Source organism: Acidobacteriota bacterium, assembly GCA_016716715.1.
In the GTDB taxonomy this organism is placed as follows: Bacteria; Acidobacteriota; Thermoanaerobaculia; order UBA5066; family UBA5066; genus Fen-183.
In genome coordinates this window covers 265,887-292,022 of record JADJVE010000004.1, presented here as the reverse complement: position 1 = coordinate 292,022, position 26,136 = coordinate 265,887, and the positions used below count along the sequence as shown (strand labels likewise).

20 protein-coding genes are annotated in these 26,136 nt (G+C 70.5%); 13 read left to right on the top strand and 7 right to left on the bottom strand.

What is annotated here, in order from left to right:
* Positions 1–34: 34 nt before the first annotated feature.
* Positions 35–1,522 (top strand): D-alanyl-D-alanine carboxypeptidase/D-alanyl-D-alanine-endopeptidase, encoded by a 1,488-nt coding sequence (gene dacB / locus IPL89_08580; GenBank protein ID MBK9063237.1) that lies wholly within the window; start codon positions 35–37, stop codon positions 1,520–1,522.
* 65 nt (positions 1,523–1,587) lie between these two features.
* Here the strand turns inward: dacB and IPL89_08575 are convergent, their stop codons facing one another.
* A complete protein-coding gene (locus IPL89_08575; protein ID MBK9063236.1) occupies positions 1,588–3,222 on the bottom strand; it encodes an amidase in 1,635 nt (544 codons plus the stop codon).
* Here IPL89_08575 and IPL89_08570 point away from each other — a divergent pair.
* A complete protein-coding gene (locus tag IPL89_08570; protein ID MBK9063235.1) occupies positions 3,221–4,540 on the top strand; it encodes a PP2C family protein-serine/threonine phosphatase in 1,320 nt (439 codons plus the stop codon). The two genes, IPL89_08575 and IPL89_08570, sit on opposite strands and share 2 nt — an antisense overlap.
* On the opposite strand, the gene IPL89_08565 is transcribed toward IPL89_08570, so the two are convergent.
* The gene (locus IPL89_08565) at positions 4,479–5,417 is read right to left on the bottom strand and encodes an NAD-dependent epimerase/dehydratase family protein (GenBank protein MBK9063234.1); all 939 of its coding nucleotides are present in this window, start codon (positions 5,415–5,417) and stop codon (positions 4,479–4,481) included. The two genes, IPL89_08570 and IPL89_08565, sit on opposite strands and share 62 nt — an antisense overlap.
* On the opposite strand from IPL89_08565, the gene IPL89_08560 reads away from it, so the two are divergent.
* Entirely contained in the window at positions 5,389–6,060 is a 672-nt protein-coding gene (locus tag IPL89_08560) for a DNA-3-methyladenine glycosylase (GenBank protein ID MBK9063233.1), read from the top strand. The genes IPL89_08565 and IPL89_08560 overlap by 29 nt on opposite strands.
* On the opposite strand, the gene IPL89_08555 is transcribed toward IPL89_08560, so the two are convergent.
* Genes IPL89_08555 through IPL89_08545 form a run of 3 tightly spaced genes read right to left on the bottom strand, consistent with a single transcriptional unit; the run spans position 6,034 to position 10,266 of the window.
* Complete coding sequence (locus IPL89_08555) at positions 6,034–7,740, bottom strand: sensor domain-containing diguanylate cyclase (protein ID MBK9063232.1); 1,707 nt, start codon at positions 7,738–7,740, stop codon at positions 6,034–6,036. The genes IPL89_08560 and IPL89_08555 overlap by 27 nt on opposite strands.
* The gene (locus IPL89_08550) at positions 7,737–9,077 is read right to left on the bottom strand and encodes a DUF4388 domain-containing protein (protein MBK9063231.1); all 1,341 of its coding nucleotides are present in this window, start codon (positions 9,075–9,077) and stop codon (positions 7,737–7,739) included. The genes IPL89_08555 and IPL89_08550 overlap by 4 nt, the downstream gene beginning before the upstream one ends.
* 40 nt (positions 9,078–9,117) lie before the next feature.
* Positions 9,118–10,266, bottom strand: coding sequence for an acyl-CoA dehydrogenase family protein (locus IPL89_08545; protein MBK9063230.1), 1,149 nt, complete (start codon positions 10,264–10,266; stop codon positions 9,118–9,120).
* On the opposite strand from IPL89_08545, the gene asnS reads away from it, so the two are divergent.
* From asnS to IPL89_08520, 5 genes are all read left to right on the top strand, one after another.
* A complete protein-coding gene (gene asnS / locus IPL89_08540; GenBank protein ID MBK9063229.1) occupies positions 10,265–11,893 on the top strand; it encodes an asparagine--tRNA ligase in 1,629 nt (542 codons plus the stop codon). The genes IPL89_08545 and asnS overlap by 2 nt on opposite strands.
* A 25-nt stretch (positions 11,894–11,918) precedes the next feature.
* Positions 11,919–13,049, top strand: coding sequence for a hypothetical protein (locus tag IPL89_08535; protein MBK9063228.1), 1,131 nt, complete (start codon positions 11,919–11,921; stop codon positions 13,047–13,049).
* Between the two features lie 115 nt (positions 13,050–13,164).
* Positions 13,165–14,529 (top strand): 30S ribosomal protein S12 methylthiotransferase RimO, encoded by a 1,365-nt coding sequence (gene rimO / locus IPL89_08530; GenBank protein MBK9063227.1) that lies wholly within the window; start codon positions 13,165–13,167, stop codon positions 14,527–14,529.
* Positions 14,530–14,541: 12 nt separating this feature from the next.
* Entirely contained in the window at positions 14,542–15,489 is a 948-nt protein-coding gene (locus IPL89_08525; GenBank protein ID MBK9063226.1) for a bifunctional riboflavin kinase/FAD synthetase, read from the top strand.
* Positions 15,486–16,379, top strand: a complete 894-nt coding sequence (locus tag IPL89_08520; protein ID MBK9063225.1) for a hypothetical protein — start codon at positions 15,486–15,488, stop codon at positions 16,377–16,379. Before IPL89_08525 ends, IPL89_08520 begins: the two co-directional genes overlap by 4 nt.
* Positions 16,380–16,386: 7 nt before the next feature.
* Here the strand turns inward: IPL89_08520 and IPL89_08515 are convergent, their stop codons facing one another.
* The gene (locus IPL89_08515; GenBank protein MBK9063224.1) at positions 16,387–17,748 is read right to left on the bottom strand and encodes an insulinase family protein; all 1,362 of its coding nucleotides are present in this window, start codon (positions 17,746–17,748) and stop codon (positions 16,387–16,389) included.
* A complete protein-coding gene (locus IPL89_08510; GenBank protein ID MBK9063223.1) occupies positions 17,745–19,028 on the bottom strand; it encodes an insulinase family protein in 1,284 nt (427 codons plus the stop codon). Before IPL89_08510 ends, IPL89_08515 begins: the two co-directional genes overlap by 4 nt.
* 38 nt (positions 19,029–19,066) lie before the next feature.
* On the opposite strand from IPL89_08510, the gene IPL89_08505 reads away from it, so the two are divergent.
* The 5 genes from IPL89_08505 to IPL89_08485 all read left to right on the top strand — a co-directional run bounded on the left by IPL89_08505 (position 19,067) and on the right by IPL89_08485 (position 26,136).
* The gene (locus IPL89_08505; protein MBK9063222.1) at positions 19,067–20,110 is read left to right on the top strand and encodes a hypothetical protein; all 1,044 of its coding nucleotides are present in this window, start codon (positions 19,067–19,069) and stop codon (positions 20,108–20,110) included.
* A gap of 55 nt (positions 20,111–20,165) precedes the next feature.
* Positions 20,166–21,533, top strand: coding sequence for an efflux RND transporter periplasmic adaptor subunit (locus IPL89_08500; GenBank protein MBK9063221.1), 1,368 nt, complete (start codon positions 20,166–20,168; stop codon positions 21,531–21,533).
* Between the two features lie 62 nt (positions 21,534–21,595).
* The gene (locus IPL89_08495; protein ID MBK9063220.1) at positions 21,596–22,279 is read left to right on the top strand and encodes an ABC transporter ATP-binding protein; all 684 of its coding nucleotides are present in this window, start codon (positions 21,596–21,598) and stop codon (positions 22,277–22,279) included.
* A complete protein-coding gene (locus IPL89_08490; protein MBK9063219.1) occupies positions 22,276–23,502 on the top strand; it encodes an ABC transporter permease in 1,227 nt (408 codons plus the stop codon). The genes IPL89_08495 and IPL89_08490 overlap by 4 nt, the downstream gene beginning before the upstream one ends.
* Before the next feature lie 15 nt (positions 23,503–23,517).
* The gene (locus tag IPL89_08485; GenBank protein MBK9063218.1) at positions 23,518–26,136 is read left to right on the top strand and encodes a GAF domain-containing sensor histidine kinase; all 2,619 of its coding nucleotides are present in this window, start codon (positions 23,518–23,520) and stop codon (positions 26,134–26,136) included.

Here is a 26,136-nt window from a genome sequence, read left to right as displayed (position 1 = left end):
ATCGGTGTCGCTCCGGAACGGTTAAAATTCGCGCATGAGGCGTGTCGTGAGGGGGAGAGTCGCGTGCTCGGCGGCGGTCGCCGTCGTGCTCCTCGCGTCGCCCACCGCGGCGGCCGCGAAGAAGAAGGCCGCACCGGCCGCGCCCGCGACGCTCGAACAGCGCCTCCTCGCGATCGCAAGCCACCCGCCCGTGCGGCGCTCGGAGGCCGGCATCTTTGTCGCGCGGGTCGGCGAGTCGAAGCCCCTCGTCGCCTTCAATGCGAACCGTCCGCTCGTCCTCGCGTCCACGACGAAGCTCTTCACGACCGCCGCGGCGCTCGACCGGCTCGGCCCGGCCTACCGGTTCCGGACGCGGCTCTATCGCGACGCCGAGATCGGCGTCGACGGCTCCCTTCCGGGCCACCTCGTCGTCGTGGGCGGCGGAGACCCCGGGCTCTCCGGACGCTGGTACGAAGACGACCCGCTCGCCGTGTTTCGTCCCTGGGCGCAGTCCCTCGTCAAGCGCGGGCTGCGCGACGTGAAGGAAGGCCTCGTTCTCGACGTGTCGTTCTTCGACGATACGCAGGTGCACCCGGACTGGCCCGCCGAGCAGGAGGCGCGCTGGTACCAGGCGCCCGTCTCGGCCCTCTCGTACAACGACAACGTCGTCCTCGTGCGTGCCTCGGGCGGCGTCCGTCCCGGCGCCCCCGCGATCCTCGGCTTCGACCCGCTCGGGCCGCCGCTCCTGAACCTCATCTCGCAGGTCGTCACGGCGCAGCGCCGCACCTACGTCGGCGTCCGCCGCGAGGCCGGCAGCCACACCGTCGTCGCTGCCGGAGCCGTCGGAAAGAACCGGACGTGGACGGGCGACGTGACGGTGCCGGACCCGCCGCTCTACTTCGCGAGCGCGCTCGCGCAGGTCCTGCGGGAGAGCGGGATCCAGCTCTCGGCTCCGCCGGCGATCCGGACGGAGCCGGCGCGGCCCGTGCCCGGCGTCCTGCTCCACACGCACGAGACGCCGATCCTCCCCGTCCTCGCGGTCTGCAACAAGCGCTCGCAGTCCTTCTTCGCGGAGCAGATCCTCAAGACCCTCGGCGCCGAGACGCGCGGGAAGGGCTCTTGGGAGAGCGGCCGCGCCGAGGTCCGGGCATTCCTCGCGTCGCTCGGCCTGGACCCGCAGCGGTACGACCTCGCGGACGGCTCCGGCCGCGCGCACACGAACAAGGCGAGCGCGGGCGCGTACGGCGACTTCCTGCAGGCCCTGGCGACCAGGTGGAGTCACTTCGAGGAGTTCAAGCCGACGATGGCCGTCTCGGGCGAACCCGACGGCACGCTCCGCCACCGCCTCCAGACCGAGGCGACGCGCGGGAAGGTCTACGCGAAGACGGGTAACGTCTCGGGCGTCTCGACGCTCTGCGGCTACCTCACCGCGCAGAGCGGCCAGACGTACGTCTTCGCGATCCTCCTGAACGGCGGCGTCTCCGATCGCCGCGGCCACGCGTACCAGGACCAGTTCCTGCAGCAGCTCGCGACGCGGGGCTAGCCCATGGGGGGCGCGGGGGGAGCGGGGAAGCTCCCCCCGCCAGAAGCCGCGAAGCCCGATCGTCTCTAAATCGTGAGATCTGCCGTCTCGAGGAAGCGCGGCGCCTTCCTCACCTTCGTCGCCTGCTCGAATGCATAGGCGACCTTCAGGAGAGTCCCCTCGCTCCACGCCCGCCCGAAGAACGAGAGCCCGACGGGCAGGCCGAAAACGAAGCCGGCTGGCACCGTGACGTGCGGGTAGCCTGCGACGGCCGGGGCCGTCGATGCGTCGCCCAGCCAGCGGTCGCCGTTCACGAGGTCGGTCACGCACGCGGGGCCGAGCGTCGGCGCGACGAGCGCGTCGAGCTTGTGCCGGTCCATCGTCGCGTCGATCCCCTCGGTGCGCGCGAGCCTGCGGGACTTCGCCAGCGCCTCGAGATATTCGAACGAGGTGAGCGGCCCTCTCGCCTCGGCCTTGAGGAACGTCTCCTGCGCGAAGTACGGCATCTCTTCCTTCGCGTGCCTCTCGTTGAACGCGATGACGTCCTTCAGTGACCTGACGGGCGCGCCGGGCCCGAGGCTGGCGAGGTACGCGTTCAGGCCGGCCTTGAACTCGTAGTGCAGGACCGTGCCCTCCGGCTCGCCGATCTTCGCGGCGGAGGTGAGCTCTACGGGATCGACGAGCTCGGCGCCGGCGCTCCTGAGCGCCGCCAGCGCCTCGGTCATGATGGCGTCGACGCGGTCGAGAAATCCGAAGAGGCCGCGAACGACGCCGATGCGCGCGCCCCTGAGGCCGCTCGGGTCGAGAAACGCCGTGTAGTCCATGGCGCCCTTGCGGCTCGGATCGGCCGTCGCGGCGTCTCCCGGATCGACGCCCGCGAGCGCGCCAAGGAGGATCGCCGCGTCGCGCACCGAGCGCGCCATCGGGCCTGCCGTGTCCTGCGAGTGCGAAATCGGGATGATGCCGCTCCGGCTGATGAGCCCGACCGTGGGCTTGATCCCGACGATGCCGTTCGCCGAGGACGGGCTCACGATCGAGCCGTCCGTCTCGGTCCCGACGGCGGCGGCGCAGAGGCTCGCGGCAACCGCGACTCCCGACCCGGAGCTCGAGCCGCAGGGATTCCGGTCCAGCGCGTACGGGTTCTTCGTGAGACCGCCGCGGCCGGACCACCCGCTCGTCGAGGTCGACGACCGGATGTTCGCCCACTCGGAGAGGTTCGTCTTGCCGAGGAGGACGGCGCCGGCCTCGCGCAACCGCCGCACGACGAACGCGTCGCCCGGAGGCTTCGCGCCGACGAGCGCGAGCGAACCGGCGGTCGTCGCCATGCGGTCGGCGGTGTCGATGTTGTCCTTCACGAGGACCGGGATGCCGTGGAGCGGCCCGCGAGGGCCCTTCTCCTTCCGCTCGCGGTCGAGCGCGTCGGCGATCGCGAGGGCGTCGGGGTTTCTCTCGAGGACGCTCCTGAGCGCCGGCCCCCCCGCGTCGACGGCGTCGATGCGGGCGAGGTAAGCCTCCGTGATCGAGCGGGCAGTCCATTTCCCGGCCTTCAGCCCGTCCTGAAGGTCCGCGATCGTCGCCTCGGCGAGCGCGAACGGGCGCTCCGCGGCGGGTGCGGCCGGCGCGGCGGGTGAGCCTGCGGCCGCGGCCGCGGGGCGCGCGGCGGCGGCGATTCCGGAAGCGACGGACGCGGCGACGAGCTGGCGGCGGGTGAAGGTGTCCATGCCCCGAAGATATCGCGCCGAGGCCTTACACTCGGGCCTGAACATGGATTACCGCGCGCTCCTCCGAAACGTCGAAAAAACTCTCGAGGCGATCGAGGGGACGGGCAACGTCTCGCTCACGATCCTCCGCGTCGCCGATGCCGTCGTCCACAACTTCCGCAACGAGCTCGGCATCCTCGGTGGGCGCCTCTACCTTCGCGAGGACAACGTCTACATGCTCGAGCGCGGCTTCGGCCGCTCGAAGAAGACCCCGGCGGGCCTCGCCGTGCCCGCAAGCTACGGCCCGATCGTGCGGGCCGTGGAGGACGGGATCGTCCTGATGGACCGCAGCGACCCGTCCGTCGACGCCGAGTTCGAGCAGAGGCTCGGCGTCACGCGCTTCGCGGCCGTCTCGTTCGGCGAGGAGCGCTACATTCTCTCCTTCGACGTCCACCCGCGCGTGAAGGAAGAGGACCTTCTCCTCGCCCTCGGGATCATCCGCACCGTCCTCGACTCGAAGGTCCGGACGGGCCATCTCGAAGGCCTCCTGCAGGACGCACGGCGCATCCAGATGTCGATCCTGCCGCGCCACGTCCCGCACGTCGGCGACTTCGACATCTTCGGCATCTCGAGCCCAGCCGAGCTCGTGGGCGGGGACTTCTACGATTTCATCCCGCTGAGCGAGAGCGTCGGCGTCGCAATCGCCGACGCCTCCGGCCACGGCCTCCTCGCGGCGCTCCTCGTCCGCGACATCTACGTCGGCCTGAGGATGGGGATCGGCAACGACCTGAAGATCGCGCGCACGATCGAGCGGCTGAACAAGATCTTCTCGAAGAGCCGCCTCACGACGAAATTCGTGTCGCTCTTCTACGGCGAGTTCGACTTCAACGGCGACGTCGTCTACGTGAACGCGGGCCACCCGTCGCCGTTGCACCTCCACGCGGCACACGGGGGCTTTTCCGAGATGCCGTCGACGGGCATGGTTCTCGGCCCCATGCCGGACGCCGTCTACGGCCGGCGCGCGACGCACATCGAGCCGGGCGACGTCGTCGTCCTCTACACGGACGGCGTCGTCGAGGCCCACGACGCCAGGGGCCGCGAGTTCGGCCCGTCGCGCCTCAAGCGCCTCGTGTCCGAGGCCCGCCGCCTCCCGGCGCGCGAGATCGCCCTGCGCATCACGAACGCGGTGAAGTCGTGGCGTGGCGGGGCGGCCCCGGAGGACGACGTTACCGTGGTCGTGATCAAACGCGGCCCGAAGGGCTCGGGCGCGCACCGGCTCAGGACTTCGGGCGCTCCCGGAACCACGCCGCCGTCCGGCGGAGCCCCTCCGAAAGGCTGACGGGCGAGCCGAGGCCGAGCGCGGCACGCCCCTTCGCGACGTCGAGGACGCTGCGCCGCTGCTCGCCCGGCTTGGCGGCCTCGTGCGCGGCCTTCGCGGGCGACCCGCAGGCGCGCGCGACCTCGTCCCAGAGCTGGTTCACGGTCGTCTCGACGCCGGTCCCGACGTTGTAGACGCCGCCCTGGCGACGCGCCGCGGCCGCGCGGTTCGCGGCGACGACGTCGCTGACGGCGACGAAGTCCCGCGAGTTCATCCCGTCGCCGTAGATGACGCACGGCTTGCCCTCGAGGAGGCGCGCCATCCAGATCCCGACGACGCCCGCCTCGCCGCGCCCGTCCTGGCGCGGGCCGTAGACGTTCGCGTAGCGGAGAGCCGTGACGACGAGGGGCGAGCCGTGGGCGAGGCCGAAGAGGTACTTCTCGCCGGCGAGCTTCGCGACGCCGTAAGGCGAAACGGGGTTCGTCGCGTGCTTTTCGTCGGCGGCGAAGCCCTCGGGGTCGCCGTAGATGGCGCCGCCGCTCGAGGCGAAGACGATCTGCGTCACGCCGGAGGCGAGCGCGGCCCGGGCGAGGCGGATCGTCCCGATGACGTTCACCTCCGCGTCGAAGACGGGGTCCTCGACGGACTTGCGGACGTCGATCTGCGCGGCGTGGTGGAGGATCGTGTCGACCTTCTCGGCTCGGAGGAGCGCCTCGAAGTCGAACGTCCGGAGGTCCCCTTCCACGAAGCGGGCCTTCGCGGGCACGCGCTCGAGGACGCCGGTCGAGAGGTCGTCGAGGATCGTGACGCGGGAGCCCGCCTCGAGGAAGGCGTCGGCCAGGTGCGAGCCGATGAATCCGGCGCCGCCGGTGACGAGGACGGAGCGCGTCTCGGGCATCATGGCGCCGAGCATAGCAATGGCAGGTTCGAAGCCGCTCGCGAAGACCTTCTACCGCAAGGACACCGCCGACGTCGCGCGCGCGCTTCTCGGGTGCCGGCTCACGCGGCGGCTGCCGGACGGAACCGAGCGGTCGGTCATCCTCGTCGAGACGGAGGCCTACCTCGGCGTGAGGGACCGGGCGGCCCACACGTGGGGCGGGCGAAAGACGCCGCGCGTCGCGCCGATGTGGGGCGAAGGCGGCCATGCGTACGTCTACTTCGTCTACGGCATGCACTTCTGCCTGAACGTCGTGACGGGGAAAGAAGGGGTACCCGAGGCGGTCTTGCTGAGAGCAGGGATACCGGAAGAGGAAGAGAAGACTTCTTTGAAGGTGAATAGGGCAGGGGGAGGGGTCGCGTCTGGTCCCGCGAAGTTGTGCGCGTATCTCGGCGTGACGACGGCGCTGTCCGGCGCGTCTCTCTCGGGCCCCGAGCTCGTCCTGTCGCGCGGGCCGCGGTGGCGCTTCGACGTCGCCTCGGGCCCGCGTGTCGGCGTGGACTACGCGGGTGCGGCGGCGCGGTGGCCGCTGCGCTTTGCGGTCGCGGGGTGTCCGGCTGTCACGAAGTCGAAGGAGCTAAAGCGTCTTCAAGTCCGCGAGTGACGCCGCCGTGACGAGACAGTTCTTGCCGCTCCTCTTGGCCTGGTAGAGGGCCTGGTCGGCGCGCTCGATCAGGAGGCGTTTCGTGGAGCCGTCCTCGGGATACGTCGAGAGGCCGAGGGAGATCGTGACGGCAAGGGCCTGCTCGACGTGCGGCGCCACGAAGAGCCGGGACGCGACGCGCTTGCGGAGCCGGTCCGCGACGACCCAGGCCTTCGCCGGCGTCGTCTCGGGGAAGACGAGCGCGAATTCCTCGCCGCCGTAGCGCGCGACGGTGTCCATCTCGCGAACGCCCTTCGTCATCTCCTCGACGAGGCCACGCAGGACGATGTCGCCGACCGGGTGCCCCCAGCGGTCGTTGATCTTCTTGAAGTCGTCGATGTCGAGCATGACGAGCGCGAGCGGCTGGCCGCTGCGCTCGTGCCGCGCGAGCTCGCGGGAGAGCGTTTCCTGGAAGTACCGGTGGTTGAAGGCCTCCGTCAGCGAGTCGCGCACGGACATCTGGCGCGTCGTCTCGTAGGCGCGGGCCGACTGGAGCGCGGTGACGGCCTGGTTCGCGAAGATCTCGAGGGCCTGGACGTCCTCGAGGCGCGGGACGAGGCCGCTGCGCGGCTGGTCGACCTGCAGGACGCCGACGAGCTGGTCGCCCGCCGTGAGAGGGACGAAGAGAAGGTCGTTCGGATGCCACGCGCCGGGGGCGGCGCCGCGGCGCCGCCGGTCGATCCGGCCGGAGTCGTCCATCGACTCCTGCCGGTCGAGGTGGCTCACGAAGTAGGACTTCGAGATCCGGTAGCGCTCGGCGAACCAGCGGGCCACGTCGTCGCGCGGAACGCGGCGCGGCGGCGCGCCCGGCAGCGCGTCGTCGAAGCCCATCTGTGCGCGGCGCTCGAACGCGTTCTCGGACGGGTCGTAGAGGGACAGGGCGACGATGCGGTACCCGAGGCTCTGGTGGACGGCGTGGACGATGCTCTGGACGAGATGCTCGAGCGTCAGGTGCGTCTTGAGCTCGTTCGAAAGCTCGAGGATGCGCTGGAGCATCTCGGCGCGTCCCTGGAGCCGCTCGTTCACGGCCTGCATCTGGCGCCGCAGGTTCCGGTCCTGGAGCGAGAGCGCGAGGTGGTCCGCGAACACGGACAGCTCCTGGAGCACCTGGGGCGTGACGAGCGCGGCGTCGTCCGACTCGGCGACGAGGACGCCCGCGATGAGGGCGGGCGTCTGGAGGGGCAGGAACACCTGGTAGCCGAGGCGCGGGTTCAGGGCGAGCTCGCGGGCCGGCCCCTGCGCGATGCGCGGCGGGGGAGTCGAGGGGAGGAACGGGGATTCGAGCTCGCGCTGCAGGGAGAGCCAGTCGAGGAACGCGCGCCTCTCGATCGTCACGTCGCCGCCGAACGCGACCACCGCCTGGCCGTCCGGATCTTCCTCGAACGAGACCGCGGCAAGCGCCCGGACCGGCACGGCCCGCTTCAGCGAGTCGAAGACGTGCGCGAAGACCGTCTCGCCGGGGGCGACGCTCGAGACGACTGCCGTGATCTCGCGGAGCGTCGCGAGCTCGCGGTTCTTCCGCTCGAGCTCCGCGGCGCCGTGCCGGGCCCGCGCGAGCTGCCGGATGACGACCGCGACCACGAAGAGCAGGACGAGGGCGACCAGCGTCGAGACGGCGGGGCGGAGGTCGGCGAAGCTCATTTGAACGTGATGACTCCGCTCGTCTGAAGCTTCGCGAAAACGCGCAGGACCTCGGCTTCCGGGAAGGGCGAGATTCGCGCGATCGAACGCACGTCCCACATCCCGTTGATGCGCGAGACGATGAAGGCCTCGTTCGGCGTGAACGCGAACGACATGAGCTCCTCCATCGGCTTGGTGAGGATCGGGATGGACGTGGGCGGGATCTTCGGCGCCGGCTCGGCGGGAGCCTGCGGGTGTTTCGCGGGGGCGGCGGCGGGCGCGGGAGCGGCCGGCTTCGCCGGCGCCGCGGGAGGCGCCGCGGCGGGCGGCGCGGGGGCGGCGGCCGGAGCCGCGAGGGACGAGCCGATCGCCGGCATGACCGGTGGCGGGGTCTTGACGGCCGGCTGCGTGTCGTTGCTGGCGCCCGTCGCGGTCCTGCGCCGCTGCGTGACGTCCGAGTCGGGGCCGCGCTTGAGGAAGCGCCCGTAGTCCGTGGGTGGAGGAGTGCGCGGGCCGGGAGGCGACAGCAGGTACTCCTCGACGCGCGGGCGCGGCTCGAACGACGCGTCGTCCGCCGTGGACCCGAGGATCGGGTCGAAGGCCGACGCGGCCTCGGCCTCGGACTCGGCGTCGGCGAAGACGGGAGCGGCGGCGGCGTCTTCGCGCTCTCCTGCGAGGCTCACGTGCCCGCTCTGCATGAGGTCGAAGACGAGCTTCGCCACGTGGAATTCGGGATTGTGCGTCTCGAGCGCGATCTGGTCGATCGCGCGGCGGCCGTTGATCGCCCCGAGGATGAGCTTCTCGCGCTCGCCGAGCGTTTCCTCGACGGGGACGGCGAGCGACGGGATCTGCCGCATGGAAGCGATCTTCGTCTTGATGCGCTGCCACTCGTCGTAGCGGCGGAGGCCTTCCATCACGATGCCGGTGACGTCCGACGAGATCGGGACCATCGGAAGCTGGGGGATCTCGCCGTCGATGAACGCGAACGAGCCCTCGGTCCAGAGGAAGATGTCGTAGATCGTCTCGGCGGCCTTGAGGCGGACGAGGTCCGCGAGCTCGGCTTCCTTGATGGCCCCGATCATGACGAGGATCTTCCCGAGGAGGATCCTCGACTCCTGCTGGACCTCGAGGGCGCGGATCAGCTCCTCTTCGGTGATGAACCCGAATCCGACGAGGAAACGCCCGAGGTGCTCGCGCTCGAGCGTGGACGAGGAGGACGTGACGCGGCCGTTCTCGAAGTAGATCCGCTTCTCGCCCGGAGCGCCCCGGACCACGAGCGTGCCCGACTTCAGGCCGGTGGACAGCCACTGCAGCAACTCGGACAACTGCATCGTCCGCAGATTTCCTGCGATGGCCATGGCAGGCCATTGTAACCGCAACGATTTGAGGGGAGGGGGTTTACTCCATCGGCGGGTTGTACGCCGGGATGCCCGTCACCGCCTGCCCGAGGACCAGCGTGTGGATGTCGTGCGTGCCCTCGTACGTGAAGACGGACTCGATGTTCGCGAGGTGGCGGAACACCGGGTACTCACCGACGATGCCGTTCGCGCCGAGGATCTCGCGCGCGAGCTTTGCGCATTCGCGGGCGACCCACACGTTGTTGCGTTTGGCCATCGAGACGTGCTCGGGCTTCATCGTCTTCGCATCCTTCATCCGGCCGAGGCGGAGCGCGAGGAGCTGGCCCTTCGTGATCTCCGTGATCATGAAGGCGAGCTTCTGCTGGACGAGCTGGTGCGACGCGATCGGGCGGTCCTTGAACTGCTTGCGCGACTTCGCGTAGTCGAGCGCGCACGTGTACGTCGCCATGGCCGAGCCGAGCCCGCCCCAGGCGATGCCGTACCGGGCCTGCGTGAGGCAGGAGAGGGGCCCCTTGATGCCCTCGACGCCGGGGAGCACGGCGTCTTCCGGCAGCCGGACGTCCTCGAAGGCGAGCTGGGACGTCACGGAGGCCCGGAGCGACATCTTCATCCGGTGCTCGGGCGCCGTGAAGCCCTTCGTGCCCTTCGGGACGAGGAAGCCGCGGATCGGGCCGTCGGCCCCGCCGACCTTCGCCCACACGACCGCGACGTCCGCGATGGAGCCGTTCGTGATCCACGCCTTGGCGCCGTTCAGGATCCAGTCCTTGCCGTCCTTCTTCGCGACGGTGCGCATCCCGCCCGGGTTCGAGCCGAAGTCGGGCTCCGTCAGGCCGAAGCAGCCGATCGCCTCGCCCTTCGCGAGGGCCGGGATCCAGCGGTCCTTCTGCTCCTTCGAGCCGAAGGTGTAGATCGGGTACATGACGAGGGCCGACTGCACGGACACGAACGAGCGCAGACCCGAGTCGCCGCGCTCGAGCTCCTGCGTGATGAGGCCGTAGGCGACGTTGTTCAGGCCCGGCAAGCCGTACTCGGGAATCGTCGACCCGAAGAGGTTCATCGCCGCCATCTGCGGAATGAGCTCCTTCGGGAAGCGTCCCTCGTAGGCGCACTCCTCGATGATCGGGAGGACCTCGGCGTCCACGAAGTCGCGGACCAGGTCGCGGACGGCCCTCTCGTCCTCGGACAGCATGTCTTCGATTCCCAGGAAATCCACTCCGGAAAAGCTCACGATTCCTCCCAGCGGCCGAAGATTACCCGATGTTGTAACGTCCCTTCATGGCGAATCCCGCGTGGAAGGTGGCGGCGGACATTGCGGAGGGCTACGTCTCGCTGAATCCCGTGGTTCTCAAGAAGTACGAGAAACACGAGGTCGACGCGCTCGTGAAGGAGCTCGAGAAGATCACGCGGGACACCCGCTCGCAGGTCATTCCCATCGACGACGCGGACGCGAGCGCGAAACGCAGCCGGAGGCTGCTGCGGCTCTCCCAGGCGAACGTGGTCCTGCAGAGCTGGAGAGCGAGGATGAAGTGACGATTTCCGGGCTCTCCCGCCACGTCGGCGAGACCGTGACGCTCAAGGGCTGGCTCTACCACTGGAGGAAGGGCGGCAAGATCTGGTTCCTCGTCCTCCGGGACGGGAGCGGCTATCTCCAGTGCGTCGTCTCGAAGGCGGACGTGCCCGAGTCCGTCTGGGAGGCCGCGACGAGCGCCACCCAGGAATCCACGCTCGAGATCTCGGGCGTCGTGAAGGCCGACGCCCGGTCGGCCGGGGGCGTCGAGCTCGGCGTCACGGACGTGAAGGTCCTCGACCTCTGCCACGACTTCCCGATCACGCCGAAGGAGCACGGCGTCGACTTCCTGATGTCGCAGAGGCACCTGTGGCTGCGGTCGTCGAAGCAGGTCGCCGTCCTCAAGGTGCGGAGCGAGGTCGAGAGCGCGATTCACGACTTTTTCTATACGCGCGGGTACACGCGCGTGGATTCGCCGATCCTCACGCCCGCCGCGTGCGAGGGCACGTCGAACCTCTTCGAGACCCAGTACACCGAGGAGGAGAAGGCCTACCTCTCGCAGTCCGGCCAGCTCTACCTCGAGCCGGCGGCCGCCGCGCTCGGGAAGGTCTACTGCTTCGGGCCGACGTTCCGGGCCGAGAAGTCCAAGACGCGCCGCCACCTGCGCGAGTTCTGGATGGTCGAGCCCGAGGTCGCGTTTCTCGAGGTCGACGGGCTGATGGACCTCGCCGAGGAGTTCGTCAAGGAGCTCGCCGCGCGCGTCCTCGACCGCCGGGCCGAGGACCTCAAGCGCCTCGAGCGCGACGTGACGAAGCTCGAGCCCGTCGCGTCGAAGCGGTTCCCGCGCATCTCGTACCGCGAGGCGGTCGACATCCTCAAAGCCAAGGGCTTCCCCGTGCAGTTCGGGGACGACCTCGGCGGCGACGAGGAGACGGCCCTCACGGAGGGCTTCGACACGCCCGTCATGGTCACGCGCTACCCGACGTCCATCAAGGCGTTCTACATGCAGCCCGACCCGAACGACCCCGACGTCGTCCTCGGCCTCGACATGCTCGCGCCCGAGGGTTACGGCGAGATCATCGGCGGGTCGCAGCGCATCCACGACCACGACCTGCTCCTCTCGCGCATCCAGCAGCACAACCTGCCGCTCGAGGCGTTCCAGTGGTACCTCGACGTGAGGAAGTACGGCACGTTCCCGCACTCCGGGTTCGGCATGGGCCTCGAACGGTTCGTCGCCTGGATGTGCGGCGTTCCACACCTGCGCGAGTGCATCCCGTACCCGCGGATGCTCTACAGGATCTATCCGTAACCCGTCGGGGGAAGGGAAGCCACAGATGAGCGGTTGGGGTCTGGGCGGTGAGACCAGCCACCGCGCATTGCTCAACGCTGCCATAGCGGCGGTATGCGTCCTGTCCGTTAACCCGTCGACGTTGAGTGGACGTCCCGACCGCGTGCAGATGGCGGCCCCTGCCCTGCAATTTTTCGAGATCCCGGTGGCACCTTCGTTGGGACAGTTGGCGTGCGGTCCGGACGGAAGCGTGTGGGTGGCGGAGCCGCTCAACGCCGGAGTCCATCGGGTGGACCGTGCCGGGACCGTCACCCGGTTCGACATTCCAAAAGCACCCGCGCGCGAGCCTTTCGGACTCGCCTGGGGCTCCGACGGCGCCCTCTGGTTCACGGCCGGGCCTCGAGGCGCCGTCGGACGCGTGTCGGCCGGCGGAGTCTTTCTAGGCGAGATCGTCCTGCCCTTGCCGCTGCCTCAAATCGGCAGCGACCTCGCGCTGGGCGTTGACGGAGCACTATGGGTGCTTGCCTTCAACCGACCCGACATGCCATATCTCGCGCGCTTTTCGCGTGCGGGGTCGATCGATCTCTTTCCCATCGGCGGCGGCGGGCTCGACTCCGGCGGGCTGATTTCGGGGCCTGATGGCCACATCTGGTTCACAGAATTGAGCAAGTCACGGCTGGACCAGGCGACCCTGTCGGGTGTCATCACGAGCAGGGCCTTACCGGGCGGTGCGGCGGCGCTCACAACCGGGCCCGACCGGAATATCTGGGTCGTCATGATGGCCAGTAACGAAATTGGACGCGTGGGCTTGGATGGGAGCTTTACAGGGTTTCCGATACCGACCCCGATGAGCTTCCCGCAGGCCATTGCGACTGGCCCTGACGGAGCCATCTGGTTCACCGAAAGCGGATTGAACAAACTCGGCCGGCTCGATCCTCCAACCGGAAAGATCGTCGAATACGACGTCCCGACACCCGATGCCTTCCCGCAGTTCCTGGCTGCGTGCGGCGGTGACTTGTGGGTGACCGAGGCCAGGGTCGGGAAGGTCGCCCGAGTCGTCGTCGCGCCGCTCGCTTCGGCTTCCGACGTGCCGGCACTCCCGAGAAGCGGAGGGATCGCTCTGGCCCTGTTCCTCGCGGCGGTGGGAGCCATGGGTGTTAAGGGCTTAGTCCGATGAGTAGCTGTTTCGCCCACATTTCGAGCGGGCGGAACGTCGGCTGCCTTCGTTGTAGAATGGTCTCGGTCGCAGCGCGGGCCTCGCTCGCGCGCGCCGACGCGTCCGCTTCCTTTCTATGAAGAAATCCCCTCTTCCGTCGCTCCCCTCCGTGGGCATCGTCTCCCTCGGCTGCCCGAAGAACCTCGTCGACACCGAGGTCATGCTGGGGCACCTGCAGAGGGAAGGGCTGACGCTGACGGACCCGGAGAAGTCGCGCGTCGTCATCGTGAACACGTGCGGGTTCATCGACTCGGCGAAGGAGGAGTCCGTCGGCGCGATCCTCCGCGAGGTGGCGCGCAAGGAGGCGGGGGAGATCGACCGCGTCGTCGTTGCGGGCTGCATGGTCCAGAAGTACGGCCGGGATCTCGCCGCCGAGATTCCCGAGGTGGACCACTTCATCGGCCTCGACGAGCTCGAGAAGGCTCCGGCCGCGGCGCTGGGCCTGCCGTCGCTCCCGCGCTTCACGGACAAGCCGCTCGCGACGCGCCTCTACGACGACCTCTCCCCGCGCGTCCTCACGCACCGCAAGGGCTACGCGTACCTCAAGGTGGCCGAGGGCTGCAACAACCCCTGCACGTTCTGCACGATCCCGCAGATGCGCGGCCTCATGCGCTCGCGCACGGTGGCGTCGCTCGTGAAGGAAGCGCAGTCCCTCGAGGCGCAGGGCGTGAAGGAGCTCGTCCTGATCTCGCAGGACACGACGCGCTACGGCGAGGACCTCGGCCTCGGAAGGACCGGCCTCGCGGACCTCGTGAAGGCGCTCCTCGCGGAGACCGGCTTCCCGTGGGTGCGCTTCCTGTATGCCTACCCGAAGACGCTTCACCCGGGAATCTTCGAGGTCATGGCGAAGGACAAGCGCTTCGTGCCGTACGTCGACATGCCCCTCCAGCACGTGAGCCGGAAGATCCTCGCGTCCATGAAACGCGGAGGCGACGCCGCGAGCTATCTTCGACAATTCGAAGAAATCCGAAGAATCGTGCCGGAGATCGCGCTGCGCTCGACGTTCATCGTGGGGTTCCCCGGGGAAGAAGAGAGAGATTTCTTAGAAGTTAAAGAGTTCCTCGAGGCCGTCCGCTTCGAGAACGCGGGCGTCTTCACGTACTCGCCCGAGCCTGGCTCGGGCGCCGAGCCTCTCGGCGACCCTGTTCCACTCGAAGAAAAATCTTCGCGCCGCGACCGTCTGATGGAAGTTCAGCAGAAGATCTCCCTCTCGAAGAACCGCGCGAAGCGCGGCAAGTCCTTCGACATGATCCTCGAAGGGCCGTCCTCCGATACGGACCTCCTGTTGGAGGGGCGCCTCGCCGGCCAGGCGCCCGAGATCGACGGCCGCGTCCTCGTCAACGACGTCCCTTCCGGCTGGACGCCGCGCGTCGGCGAGATCGTCCGCGTGAAGATCACCGAGGCGCACGCTTACGACCTCGTCGGCCGGATCGTCGCTTAAGATCCGGGCTTCTTGCAGGTCCTTCGCGATCCGCTCCGCTCCAACGTCGATCTGCCCCGCGGGGGCGTCGTCACCGTGGGCAACTTCGACGGCGTGCACCTGGGACACCAGGCGATGCTCCGGGACGTGGCGGCCCGCGCGCGCGAAGCCGGCGCGCCGTCCGTCGTGGTGACGTTCGACCCGCATCCGCTGAAGGTCCTCCACCCCGAGCGCGCCCCGAAGATGATCCAGACGCTGCGCCAGCGCGAAGAGGCGATCGAGGCCTGCGGGATCGACGCCCTCGTCCTCGTGCCGTTCACGCGCGACTTCTCGCTCATGCCCGCCGGGGAGTTCGCCCGGGAGCTTCTCGGCAAGCGGCTCCACGCGCGGGAGGTGTGCGTCGGCGCCCGCTTCGTCTTCGGGCGCGAGCGCGGCGGCGACCTCGAGCTCCTCCGCCGGGTCGGGACCGAGGCGGGCTTCTCGGTCCACGGCCTCGCGGACGTGTCGGACTCGGCCGGGCCGATCTCGTCCACGCGGATCCGCGCCGCGCTGGCCGGCGGCGACGTTGCGGTCGCGAACGCCCTTCTCGGGCGGCCCTACGCGATGGACGGAATCATCGCGAAGGGCGACCGGATGGGCCGCAAGATCGGCTTTCCGACGATGAACCTCATGCCGGGCAACGAGCTGTATCCGATGGACGGCGTCTACTTCACGAGCGTGAGGATCGAGTCGTTCGAGCGCACGTTCGCGTGCGTCACGAACATCGGCCGCCGCCCCACCGTTTACGAGGACTACGCGACGACGATCGAGTCCTACATCCTCGACTTCTCGTCGGACGTATACGGAGAGCGCGTGCGGCTGTCGTTCTTCGGCCGCGTCCGCGAGGAGATGACCTTCCCGTCCATGCTCGAGCTCACCGCCCAGATCCGCCTCGACGTCGAGGCGACGCGCCGCTACTTCATGGCGCACCCGGTCTCGTGACCGTCGAGATCGTCCTCCGCGCCGCGGCGGCGGCTCTCGCTCTCTTCCTCGCGGGCCGGGCGGGCCGCCGCGTCGAGGCCGTCGTCTTCGGTGCGCTCGCGGCGTTCGCGGCGCTCGGCCCCGCGCGCACGGCGGTCCCGGATCCTGCCGAGGCCGCGGCGATCGCCGGCGGGATCGCACTCCTCCTCGCGCTCGGGACCAAGCGCGCATTCCCCAGCGTCACGGAGGAGGCGGCGCGCACGGCGACGCTCGCGGCGGTTGGCGCCGCGGCCGTGGCGCTGATCTCGGGGCGGCGCCTGCCGGCCGCCGGCGCGATCGTCCTCGCGGTGCTCGTGGTCCTCGCCGTCTCGGCCGCCGCGGCGGAGTGCTGCCGCGCCGGAGGCGAGGCCGGGTGGCGCGAGGGGCTCGCGCGCGCGCTCGGCGTCGCCCTGCCGGCCGGACTGGCGGCGGGCTTCGCGTCGGCTCTCGAAGCCGGAGGCCGCGGACGGATCGGCTGGGTGCTCGCGGGCGGCCTCGCGGCCGCCGTTCTCGCGTGGGCGCCCGCGATCCTCGCCGAGAGCGCACGGGTGAAGGCGGAGCTTGCGGAGGAGGTCCGGCTCGGCCTCCTGCCTCCCGAGGACGCCGAGGCGCTGCGCTTCCCGTGGACGCGCCGTTTCGAAAAGCGTTTCGGGCGGGCGGACGAGCGGCGCGAGTACGTCAAGAGCGCGCTTCTCCTCGCGGCCGCGCGCCACCAGCAGCGCCACCGGACGGGCGAGGCGGTGCGCCTGCGCCAGCTCGAGGTCCTCACGTTCCGCACGCGCCTCAGGCGAACGCAGGACGCCCGCGCGGCCCGCTTCGAGCCGGGCGACGCGGCCGAGTTCGCCCCGGAAGCCGCGCCTCCCGAGGGCTAGCCGGCCCTCAGGCCCGCGGGCCGTCCGCGTCCCAGAGGGTCGTCTCGCCGCGCGCCTCGAGGATCGGCCGGATCTTCCCGGCGTCGCCCACGGCCGCGACGATGCCGGTGGCCGGGTCGAACAGCTCCGCGGCCGCGTCCCGCGCTTCCTCGCGCGTGACCGCGCGGACCCGGTCCCGCCACGTCGTGAACTCGTCCTCGGGCAGCCCGTGGAGGAGGCGCGTGAGCTCGTCCTGGACGACGCCGCCCGGCGTCTCGCGCGGGATCGGGAACGAGCCGAGGAGGTAGTTCTTCGAGCGCTCGTGCTCCTCGGCGAGGGGCCCTTCGGCGGCGAAGGCGCGGATGAGGTCGAGAAGGCCGCCGAGCGCCTCGGCGGTCACCTCGGTGCGGCAGTCGATCGACGCCCCGAAATGCCCGGCGAGGACGCGCGTCGCGAGCGACGAGTACGCGCCGTACGTGAGGGCGCGCTCCTCGCGCAGGACGTGGAAGAGGCGCGACGACGCGCCGCCCCCGAGCGACTGGTTCGCCACGACGGCCGCCGGAAACCGGGGGCTGCGGCGCGCGATCGCGGGCCGCGCGAAGAGGAGGTTCGTCTGGACGGAACCCGGACGGTTCACGAGGTGGATGGAAAAGCCCCCGACACGCGGCGGGGGAGGAACGGTGAAGCCCTTTTCGCCGGACGTCGCCGGCAGGCCGCCGAAGGCGCGCGTCGCCGCGGCGAGGAGGGCTCCGGGATCGGCCGCGCCCGCGAGGACGAGCGTGGCGCCCGCGAACGACAGCCGGCGCCGCGCGAAGTCCGCGACGTCGTCGCGCGTGAGCGCGAGGAGGCCTTTCTCGGTGGGCGAGACGGTCCCGTAGGGGTGGCCGGGGTAGAGCCGGTCGTAGAGGCGCTCGCGCGCGAGGAAGTCGGGCTCGGAGCGCTGTTCCTGGAGCGCCGCGATGAGCCGGCGGCGGCCCTTGTCGAACTCCTCCTCGGGAAACGTCGCCTCCGTCAGGATCTCCGCGAAGAGCGCGAGCCCGGCGTCGAGGTCGCTCTCGAGGACGTAAAGGCGCGCGACCGTCGAGTCGGTGCCGGCCGAGACGTCCGCGACGGCCGCGAGGTCGTCGAGAGCCTCGGCGAGCTGTCGCGCCGTCTTCGTGCGCGTGCCGCCGAGGAAGGTGTCTCCGGTGACGTCGGCGGTCCCGTCGCGGCCCGGCGGGTCGGCCGTGGAGCCGGCGCCCGGAAAGACGATCGCGGCCGCGACGGTGGGGCGGCTGCCCCAGCGCGCGGCGGCGACGGCGAGGCCCGACGGCAGGACCGTCCTCTCGAAGCGGGGCAGCGAGAACGGCAGCGGCGGGCCGGGGGGCGGCGGGACGCGGACCGCGCTCACGCGGCCTCCGCGGGGCGCACGGCGACGACGGAACGGCGCGCCGCGACGAGCCAGCGCTGGACGGCGTCGCGCACGTGCTCGGCCTCCACGGAGAGGACCTCGTCGAGGTCCCGCCGCCAGAGGTTCGGGTCGCCGTCGTAGACGCCGTATTCGGACAGAAGGAAGGCGACGGCCTGCGTCGTCTGCGTCGCCCGGATGGCTCCGGCGGTGATGACGCGCCGGACGCGCTCCATCTCGCGCGGCGTCGGGCCCTCGGCGGCGAGGCGCGCGACGTCCGCGAGGATCTCGGCCTCGAGGCGCTCGGGGGCGACGCCCGGCCGCGCGATCGCGAAGAACCGGAAGAGCGACGGGCCGCGGCGTTCGTCGAGCGCGACGGTCAGGGACAGGGCGAGCTCGTCGTCCTTCACGAGGCGGCGCCAGAGGCGCCCGCTCTCTCCGGCGCCGAGGACCTTCTCGGCGTACGAGAGCGCGAAGAGGTCGGGGTGGCGGCGGTCGGCGACCTTGAAGTTCAGGTGGAGCGCGGGCACGGCCGCGTGCGCATCGGAGACCTCGGCGCGGCGCTCCGCGGTCGGAGGTGGCTCGACGACCGCGAAGGGCGCGGGCTTCCCGCGAGCCGGAACGTCGTCGAAGAACGCGCGGGCGCGCCGGAACGCCTCGGCGGGCTCGACGTCGCCCGCGATCGCGAGGAGCGCGTTTCCCGGGGCGTAGTACGTCTCGTAGAAACGGCGCGCGTCGTCGAGCGACGCGGCGCCGAGATCGTCCATCGAGCCGATCACGGAGTGCTTGTAGGCGAACGCGTCGTAGGCGAGCGCGTCGGCCGTCTCGAAGGACGGCGCGTACGGCTGGTTGTCGATGCGCAGGCGCTTCTCTTCCTTCACGGCCTCGCGCTGGTTGTCGAGCTTCTCCTGCGTGAGGACGAGGGCGCGCATCCGGTCGGACTCGAGAAAGAGGCCGAGGTCGAGACACTCCGCCGGGAGCGTCTCGTAGTAGTTCGTCCGGTCCTCGGACGTCGTGCCGTTCATCGTGCCGCCGGCGGAGGCCACGAGCCGGAAATGCTCGCCCTTCCCGACGTTCTCGGAGCCCTCGAACATGAGGTGCTCGAAGAGGTGGGCGAAGCCCGTCTTTCCGGGGAGCTCGACGCGGCTGCCGACGTCGTACGTGACGTCGACCGTGACGAGGGGGATGCCGCGCTGGGGCGAGACGACGACGGTCAGGCCGTTCGCGAGGTGTTCGACGTGTGCGGGGATTTCGAGTTCGAAGGAAATGGGACCTCCAGGCAATCCCGCCGCTCGCGGGCCCCGTAATATACGCGGCTGTCTTGAAAGGTCTCCTCCTCGCCGCGCTCGCGGCCGTCCTCGTCGGTCTCCCGGCGGCCTCCGCGGCCGCGGATGACCCCCCGAAGGACGGCGCGTCCCTGCCGAAGTTCCGCTTCGAGGCCGTGCTCCACGACTACGAGCCGCTCGAGAACCGCGACACGCGCGTCGCCGAGCTCTACTGGGCCGGCGTGACGGCGGACTGGACCCGAGGCGCCTTCTCGGCGCACGCCGAGGCCCGCGCGACGGAGGGGACCTTCCGGCCTTATTTTGCCGGCAGCTTCTGGCTCGAGGAAGGCTGGGTGGCGGTGCGAACCCCCGCGGGCGGCGTCCGGGTGGGCAAGGTCGCGCCCCTCGTCGGCCTTCCCGACGAGACGTTCCCGGGGACCCTCTTCTCGCTCAATGGCGTCACGCGCAACCCCGGCTGGGGCGCGCAGCTGGACGGCGAGGCGCGCTGGGGCCTCGACACGCTCGGGTGGTCGGCGGCCTTCATCGGCGAGAACGACCACGTGGGCTGGGAGGAGGAGGGGCGCGACGTCGAGTCCGATGAGGCGCGGGTCCTGCGCGACGGCCTCTCCGCCCGGACCTCGTACACGTTGAGCAAGGTCCTCTGGTGGGTCAGGCCCGGCGTCTCGGCCGCGACGGCGCGGCTCGTCCCGAAGGACGGCTCGGACGAGTTCCGGAGGAGCGACTTCGCGGCCGACCTCACGGTCGCGTTCGGGCCGCTCTCTCTCTTCGTGGAGGGTTTCTGGCGGAGTTCGGGCCGGCCCTGCGCGCCGGGCGCCCCGTGCCGCTACGGCTACGACGACTCCCGTTCGGTCCTCGCGGGCCTCAAGGCCGAGTTCCCGTCCGTGACCTGGCGCTACACCTGGTCGCGCTGGCACTACCTCGGAGCCGGGGCGGTCGAGGAGATCCACATGCCCGGGGCCGTCTGGGTCCCGGTGAAGGGCATTTCGGCCTCGATCGAGTACAGTGCGAGGCACCTGCGGACGCTCGCCGGTTCGGGCACCGTCAAGGCGTTCCAGCTGGGTCTGGCGGCATCTTTCTGAACGCTCCGGTCAACCCCTTGGTGATTCCCGGCGTCCAACGCCGTTTGAGGACTGCATGAAGAACAGAATCCTGGCCGTGCTCGCGGCCGTCGTCGTGATCGCGGGAGGCGCCTGGTTCGTGGTCGCCCGCAAGGGCTCCGCGGAGCCGAAGTACCGGAAAGCGAAGCTCGACAAGGGCGACGTCGTCTCGACCGTGACGGCCACGGGCAGCCTGTCCGCCGTCACGACCGTCAAGGTCGGCAGCCAGGTTTCCGGCATCATCGCGAAGCTCTACGTCGACTTCAATTCGACGGTGAAGAAGGGCCAGCTGCTGGCCGAGCTCGACCCGACGCCGTTCCTGGTCAGCGTCGAGCAGCGGCGCGCCGACCTCGACAAGGCGAAGGTGGAGCTCAGGAACACCGAGCTCTCCCTCACGCGCGCGAAAAACCTCACGAAGCAGCAGCTCCTCGCGCAGTCCGAGCTCGACGCGGCCCAGACGAACCGCGACGCGGCGGCCGCGGCCGTCGCGCAGAGCGAGGCGTCGCTCAAGCAGGCGCTCACGAACCTCTCGTACGCGAAGATCGCGTCGCCGATCGACGGCGTCGTCGTGGACCGCCAGTACGACGTCGGCCAGACGGTCGCGGCTTCCTTCCAGGCGCCCGTCATCTTCACGATCGCGCAGGACCTCACGAAGATGCAGGTCCTCACGAACATCGACGAAGCCGACGTCGGCCGCGTGCGCGTGGAGCAGGTCGCGAGCTTCTCCGTGGACGCGTTTCCCGAGCAGTCGTTCAAGGGCTCCGTCTCGCAGATCCGCCTCTCGCCCCAGACCGTCCAGAACGTCGTGACGTACCCCGTCATCCTCGACGTGCCGAACCAGGACCTGAAGCTCAAGCCCGGCATGACGGCCAACGTCCAGATTCCCGTCGACGCCCGCCGCGACGTCCTGCGCGTCCCGAACGCGGCGCTGCGTTTCCGGCCCGATCCCGCGGACGTCGCGGGCGCCGACAAGACCAAGGGCGTCACGGCGGGCGCGGCCTCCTCGGCAGCGCCGGCCCCCGCGTCGTCCTCGGCAGCCACGGGGGCCCCCGCTCCGCAAACGGGCGCACCGCAGGCCGGCAGCCGGGGCGCTGGTGGCCGCGGCGGACCGGGAGGCGGCGGAGGCCGCGGCGCGTGGTCGGGCGGGGCAGGCGGCGCCGGCCGTCCCGCGGCCTCGCGCTCCGGCACGCTCTACGTCGAGGTTCCGAACGGCAAGGGCAAGCTCAAGGCCGTCACGGTCCGGACGCTCATCACGGACGGCAACATGACGGCGATCGAAAGCGCCGACGTCAAGGAAGGCGACGAGATCATCCTCGGTCTCGCCACCGCGCGCGCGAGCAGCTCCGGCTCCGGAAGCCCCGCAGGGGGCGGCGGCCCGGGCGGCGGCGGGCGGCGGCCCTTCTGAGCGGGCGGCCGGCCGTGGCGCCTCCCGTCCTCGAGCTCGAGAACCTCACGCGCGTCTACCAGATGGGTGAGACCGAGGTGCGCGCCCTCGACGGCGTGACGCTCGCGGTCGAGGCCGGAGAGTTCCTCGCCGTCATGGGCCCGTCGGGCTCGGGGAAGTCGACGTTCATGAACATCGTCGGCTGCCTCGACCGGCCGACGGGCGGCCGTTACGTCCTCGAGGGCGTCGACGTCTCGTCACTCGGTCGCGACGCGCGCGCCGAGATCCGGAACGACAAGATCGGTTTCGTCTTCCAGAACTTCAACCTCCTGTCGCGCACGTCGGCGCTCGAGAACGTGGAGCTTCCGCTCCTCTACTCGAAGAAGTCGAAGCTCACGGACGAGGCGTCGCGCGCGCAGGCGATGCGCTGCCTCGAGCGCGTGGGCCTCAAGGACCGCTGGGACCACACGTCGGCGCAGCTCTCGGGGGGGCAGCAGCAGCGGGTCGCCATCGCGCGGAGCCTCGTGAACGAGCCCGCGATCCTCCTCGCGGACGAGCCGACCGGCAACCTCGATTCGAGGACGTCCGAGGAGGTCATGGCGATCTTCCAGGCTTTGAACGACGAAGGGAAGACCGTCATCCTCATCACGCACGAGCCCGACATCGCGCAGTTCGCCCGGCGCATCGTCACGTTTCGCGACGGCAAGGTCCTGAGCGACGTGGCCGTGAAGGACCGCAAGCGCGCCGCCGGAGGGAAACCCGCATGAAGAAGTCCGGCAACATCCTCAAGGTCGCGTTCCGCGCTCTCACGCGCAACAAGCTGCGGTCCCTGCTCACCGCGCTCGGGATCATCATCGGCGTCGCGTGCGTCATCGCGACGATCGGAATCGGCGAGGGCGCGCGCCTCCAGACGGAAAACCAGCTCAAGTCCCTCGGGACGAACTTCCTCATGATCTTCCCCGGCACGACGACGTCCTCCGGCGCCCGTTCGGGCTCGGGGAGCAACTCGAAGCTCTCGCAGGACGACGTGGACGCGATCCGGCGCGAGGTCGGGTCGGTGGCCTACGTCTCCGCGACGATCCGCACCGTGGCCCAGGTCATCTACGGGAACCAGAACTGGTCCACCTCCATCCAGGGCGGCGAGGTCGACTGGCCGCTGATCCGCTCGTGGAACGTGGCGACGGGGCAGTTCTTCACGGACCAGGACAACCGCTCCTCGTCGAAGGTCGCCGTGCTCGGCAAGACCGTCGCGACGAACCTGTTCGGCGACGAGGACCCGGTCGGCAAGATGATCCGGATCAAGAACATCCCGTTCCGCGTCACGGGCGTCCTCGAGTCCAAGGGCGGCTCGATGATGGGCCAGGACCAGGACGACATCGTGATTGCGCCCTACGAGACGGTGCGCAAGAAGCTCATGGGCACGACGGCGGTCGGCGCGATCCTCGCGTCGGCGGCGTCGAACGAGCAGGTCGCGATCGCCCAGGACGAGATCACGGCCCTCCTCCGCCAACGCCACCGCATCAACAAGGCGGCGGGGCAGGACGACGACTTCATGATGCGCACCCAGACCGAGATGCTCGCGCAGGCCGAGGCGCAGAGCCGGACGATGTCGACGCTTCTCTGGTCGATCGCGGGAGTCTCGCTCCTCGTCGGCGGGATCGGGATCATGAACATCATGCTCGTCTCGGTCACGGAGCGGACGCGCGAGATCGGCGTTCGCATGGCGATCGGCGCCAAGGGCGGCGACATCCGCGCCCAGTTCCTCGTGGAGGCCGTCGCGCTCTCGCTCGCGGGCGGCACCGTTGGGATCGGCCTCGGGCTCGGGATCCAGCGGTTCGTCGCCAAGGTCGCGGGCTGGCCCGTTGCGCTCGAGCCGACCGCGATCGGGCTCGCGTTCGCGTTCTCGGCCGTCGTCGGGATCACGTTCGGGTTCTATCCGGCTCTCAAGGCGAGCCGGCTGGATCCCATCGAGGCCCTCCGTTACGAGTAGCGTTAACCTTCCCGGGTGAACGCGGAGAAGCCGGAAATCGAGGACTCGGGCGATCTTCCCGCCCGCGAGGAGGCGCACGGGGCCGGCGCCACGTGGAACCCTCGGCGCTCGCTCGGGGCGCGGCTCGTCCTGTATCTCCTCCCGGTTGCCGTCCTGCCGGCGCTCGTCTACTGGATCGTCGTCGACCGCCAGAGGGGGCGGAACGAGCAGGAGCTTCTCGACACGCTCCTCGCGGACGCCCACCGGCAGGAGGCGCATGTCCTCCACGACGAGGCCGACGCCGCCGCGCGGGCGATCGGCGACTTCGCGCGGAAACTCGAGACGATGGTCCGCCGGGCGGGCGTCGAAACGGCGCGCGCCCTCGAGGCGGGGCCCGATCCCGACCGGCCCGCGGAGGAGCTCCTGGACGAGCCGGGCGGCCCCCTCAGGTCGGCGCGCCCCGGCGTCAGCATCGCGATGGTGAGCCGCAAGGCCGGCCTGACCGCCCAGACGCGCCGCGACCTTGCCGCGACCCGCCGTCTCGAGGCGCCGTTCGTCGGCCTCGGCCTCGGGCCGGTCGACGTCTCGGCGATCGCCGTGCGGACGGCGTCGGGCGTCCTGCGCGCGGTTCCGGGGCGGCCGCTGCGGGTGAGCGGCGCGAACGTCGTCGAGCCGGATTTCACGTTCCCCTCCGAAGATACGCGCGCGCTCGCCGCCGCTCCGGCGCCGGAGGGCCCCGCGCCGGTCGCGTGGTCCGCCGTCTACGACGACCTCTTCGGGCAGTCCGGGAAGATCGTGACGGCGGCGACGCTCGTGCGCGGAGGCGACGGACGGCCCCTGGCCGAGGTCGGAGTTGACTGGGTCTTCACGCGCCTGTTCGAGTCGCCGCCGGATCCGACGCGGCCCGACGACGCGGAGATCCTCTTTTCGGAAGACGGGGCGCTGCTCCTCGCGGCGCCCCCCGGCCGCGTCGCGGACGCCGATCTCCGCGCCCTCGGCGACACCGTCCGGAAGAGCGGCGCCGCGGACCGCGAGGCCGAGATCGCGGGCCGTCGCTTTCTCGTCGCGGTGCGCCGCCTTTCCGAGCCGCGCTGGATCTACGTGAAGGTCTCGCCGCGCTCCGCGCTCGAAAGGGGGGTCCGCGCCCAGCTGGACCCGATCTTCGCGGCGGGCCGCAGGCACCGCGCAGAGCTGCGGCTCCTCTACCTCGCCGTCATTCTCGCTCTCGCGGCGGGCCTCGTCGCCGTGACCAGCGGCGCTCTCGCCCCGGTGCGGCGCGTCGCGCGCGCGGCGGACGCGCTCGCCGCGGGCCGGCCGATGGGCGACGCTCCGGGCCTCGGCCGCGCCGACGAGGTCGGCCGCCTCGCGCGCGCGCTCCGGAACCTCGAGCGCCGCATGCGCTGGCGGATGGCGTCCATGGACGGCGTCCATCGCCTCGCGCAGACCGCGGCGCTCATGACGCGGCCGGACGAGACGCTGGCCCAGCTCGCCCGGCAGATCGCGCAGCTCGTCGGCGCGACGAAGGCGTGGCTCGTTCTGTGGGACCCGGACACGCGGACCCTGGTCGGAGCCCCGCCCGGCTACGGCATCCCCGAGGACGCGCTGCGCGGCGTGCGCGCCGGCCTCGACGATCCCACCCTCGCGGTAATCGTCTTCCGCACCGGCGAGACGGTCTCCGGGAACGATCTGAGCGACCCGCGCCTGTCGCGGGCGTTCGTCGCGCGGTTGGACGTCCGCCAGAACTACGTGCTCGCGCCGCTGAAGGCCGAATCGGGGATCCTCGGCGTCCTCGGTGTGGCGGACAAGCCCGGCGGCTTCGACGCCGAGGACCAGGCCGCGATCGAGGGCTACGCGGACCAGGCCGCCCTGCTCCTGCGCAACGCGCGGCTCTACGAGGAGCTCCAGAAGAGCTACGAGCGCCTGCGCGACGCCCAGCGGAACCGCGACTACTTCCTCCAGAACGTGAACCACGAGCTGCGGACGCCGCTCACCGCCATCCTCGGCTGGAGCGAGGTCCTCGCGGAGGACCGGCCCGACAAGGAGACCGTCAAGATCGCGGTCGACCAGATCAACCGCTCGGCGCAGTTCCTGCTCGCGCTCATTTCGGACCTTCTCGACCTCTCGCGCTACGAAGAGGGCCGCACGCGCCTCGAGCCCGAGGTCGTCGACCTTGGGCCGCTCGTCGCGGGCGCGGTGGAGCCGGTATCCGTCATGGCGGAGGCGAAGGGCATCGCGATGTCCGTGGAGACTCCCGCGGAGCCGACGCCGGTGCGCCTCGACCCCATGCGGATGCGGCAGGTCCTCTGGAACCTCGTCCACAATGCCGTGAAGTTCACGCCGAAAGGCGGGCGCATCCGCGTGGAAGCGTCCGCCGGCGACGCGGGCGTCGCGTTCTCGGTCGTCGACAACGGCGTCGGTGTCGACGCGAAGGACCTCCCGTACATCTTCGAGCGCTTCCGGCAGGTGGACGGCTCGGCCACGCGCGCGTACCGCGGCATGGGGATCGGACTGGCCCTCGCGAAGGCCTACGTCGAGCTCCACGGCGGCACGATCACCGTGGAAAGCCAGCCCGGCAAAGGCACGGCGTTCCACGTCCAGATCCCGCGAGCGGCCTCGACTGGGAACACGGGACCCCAGCTTCCTCCGGCCGTCTGA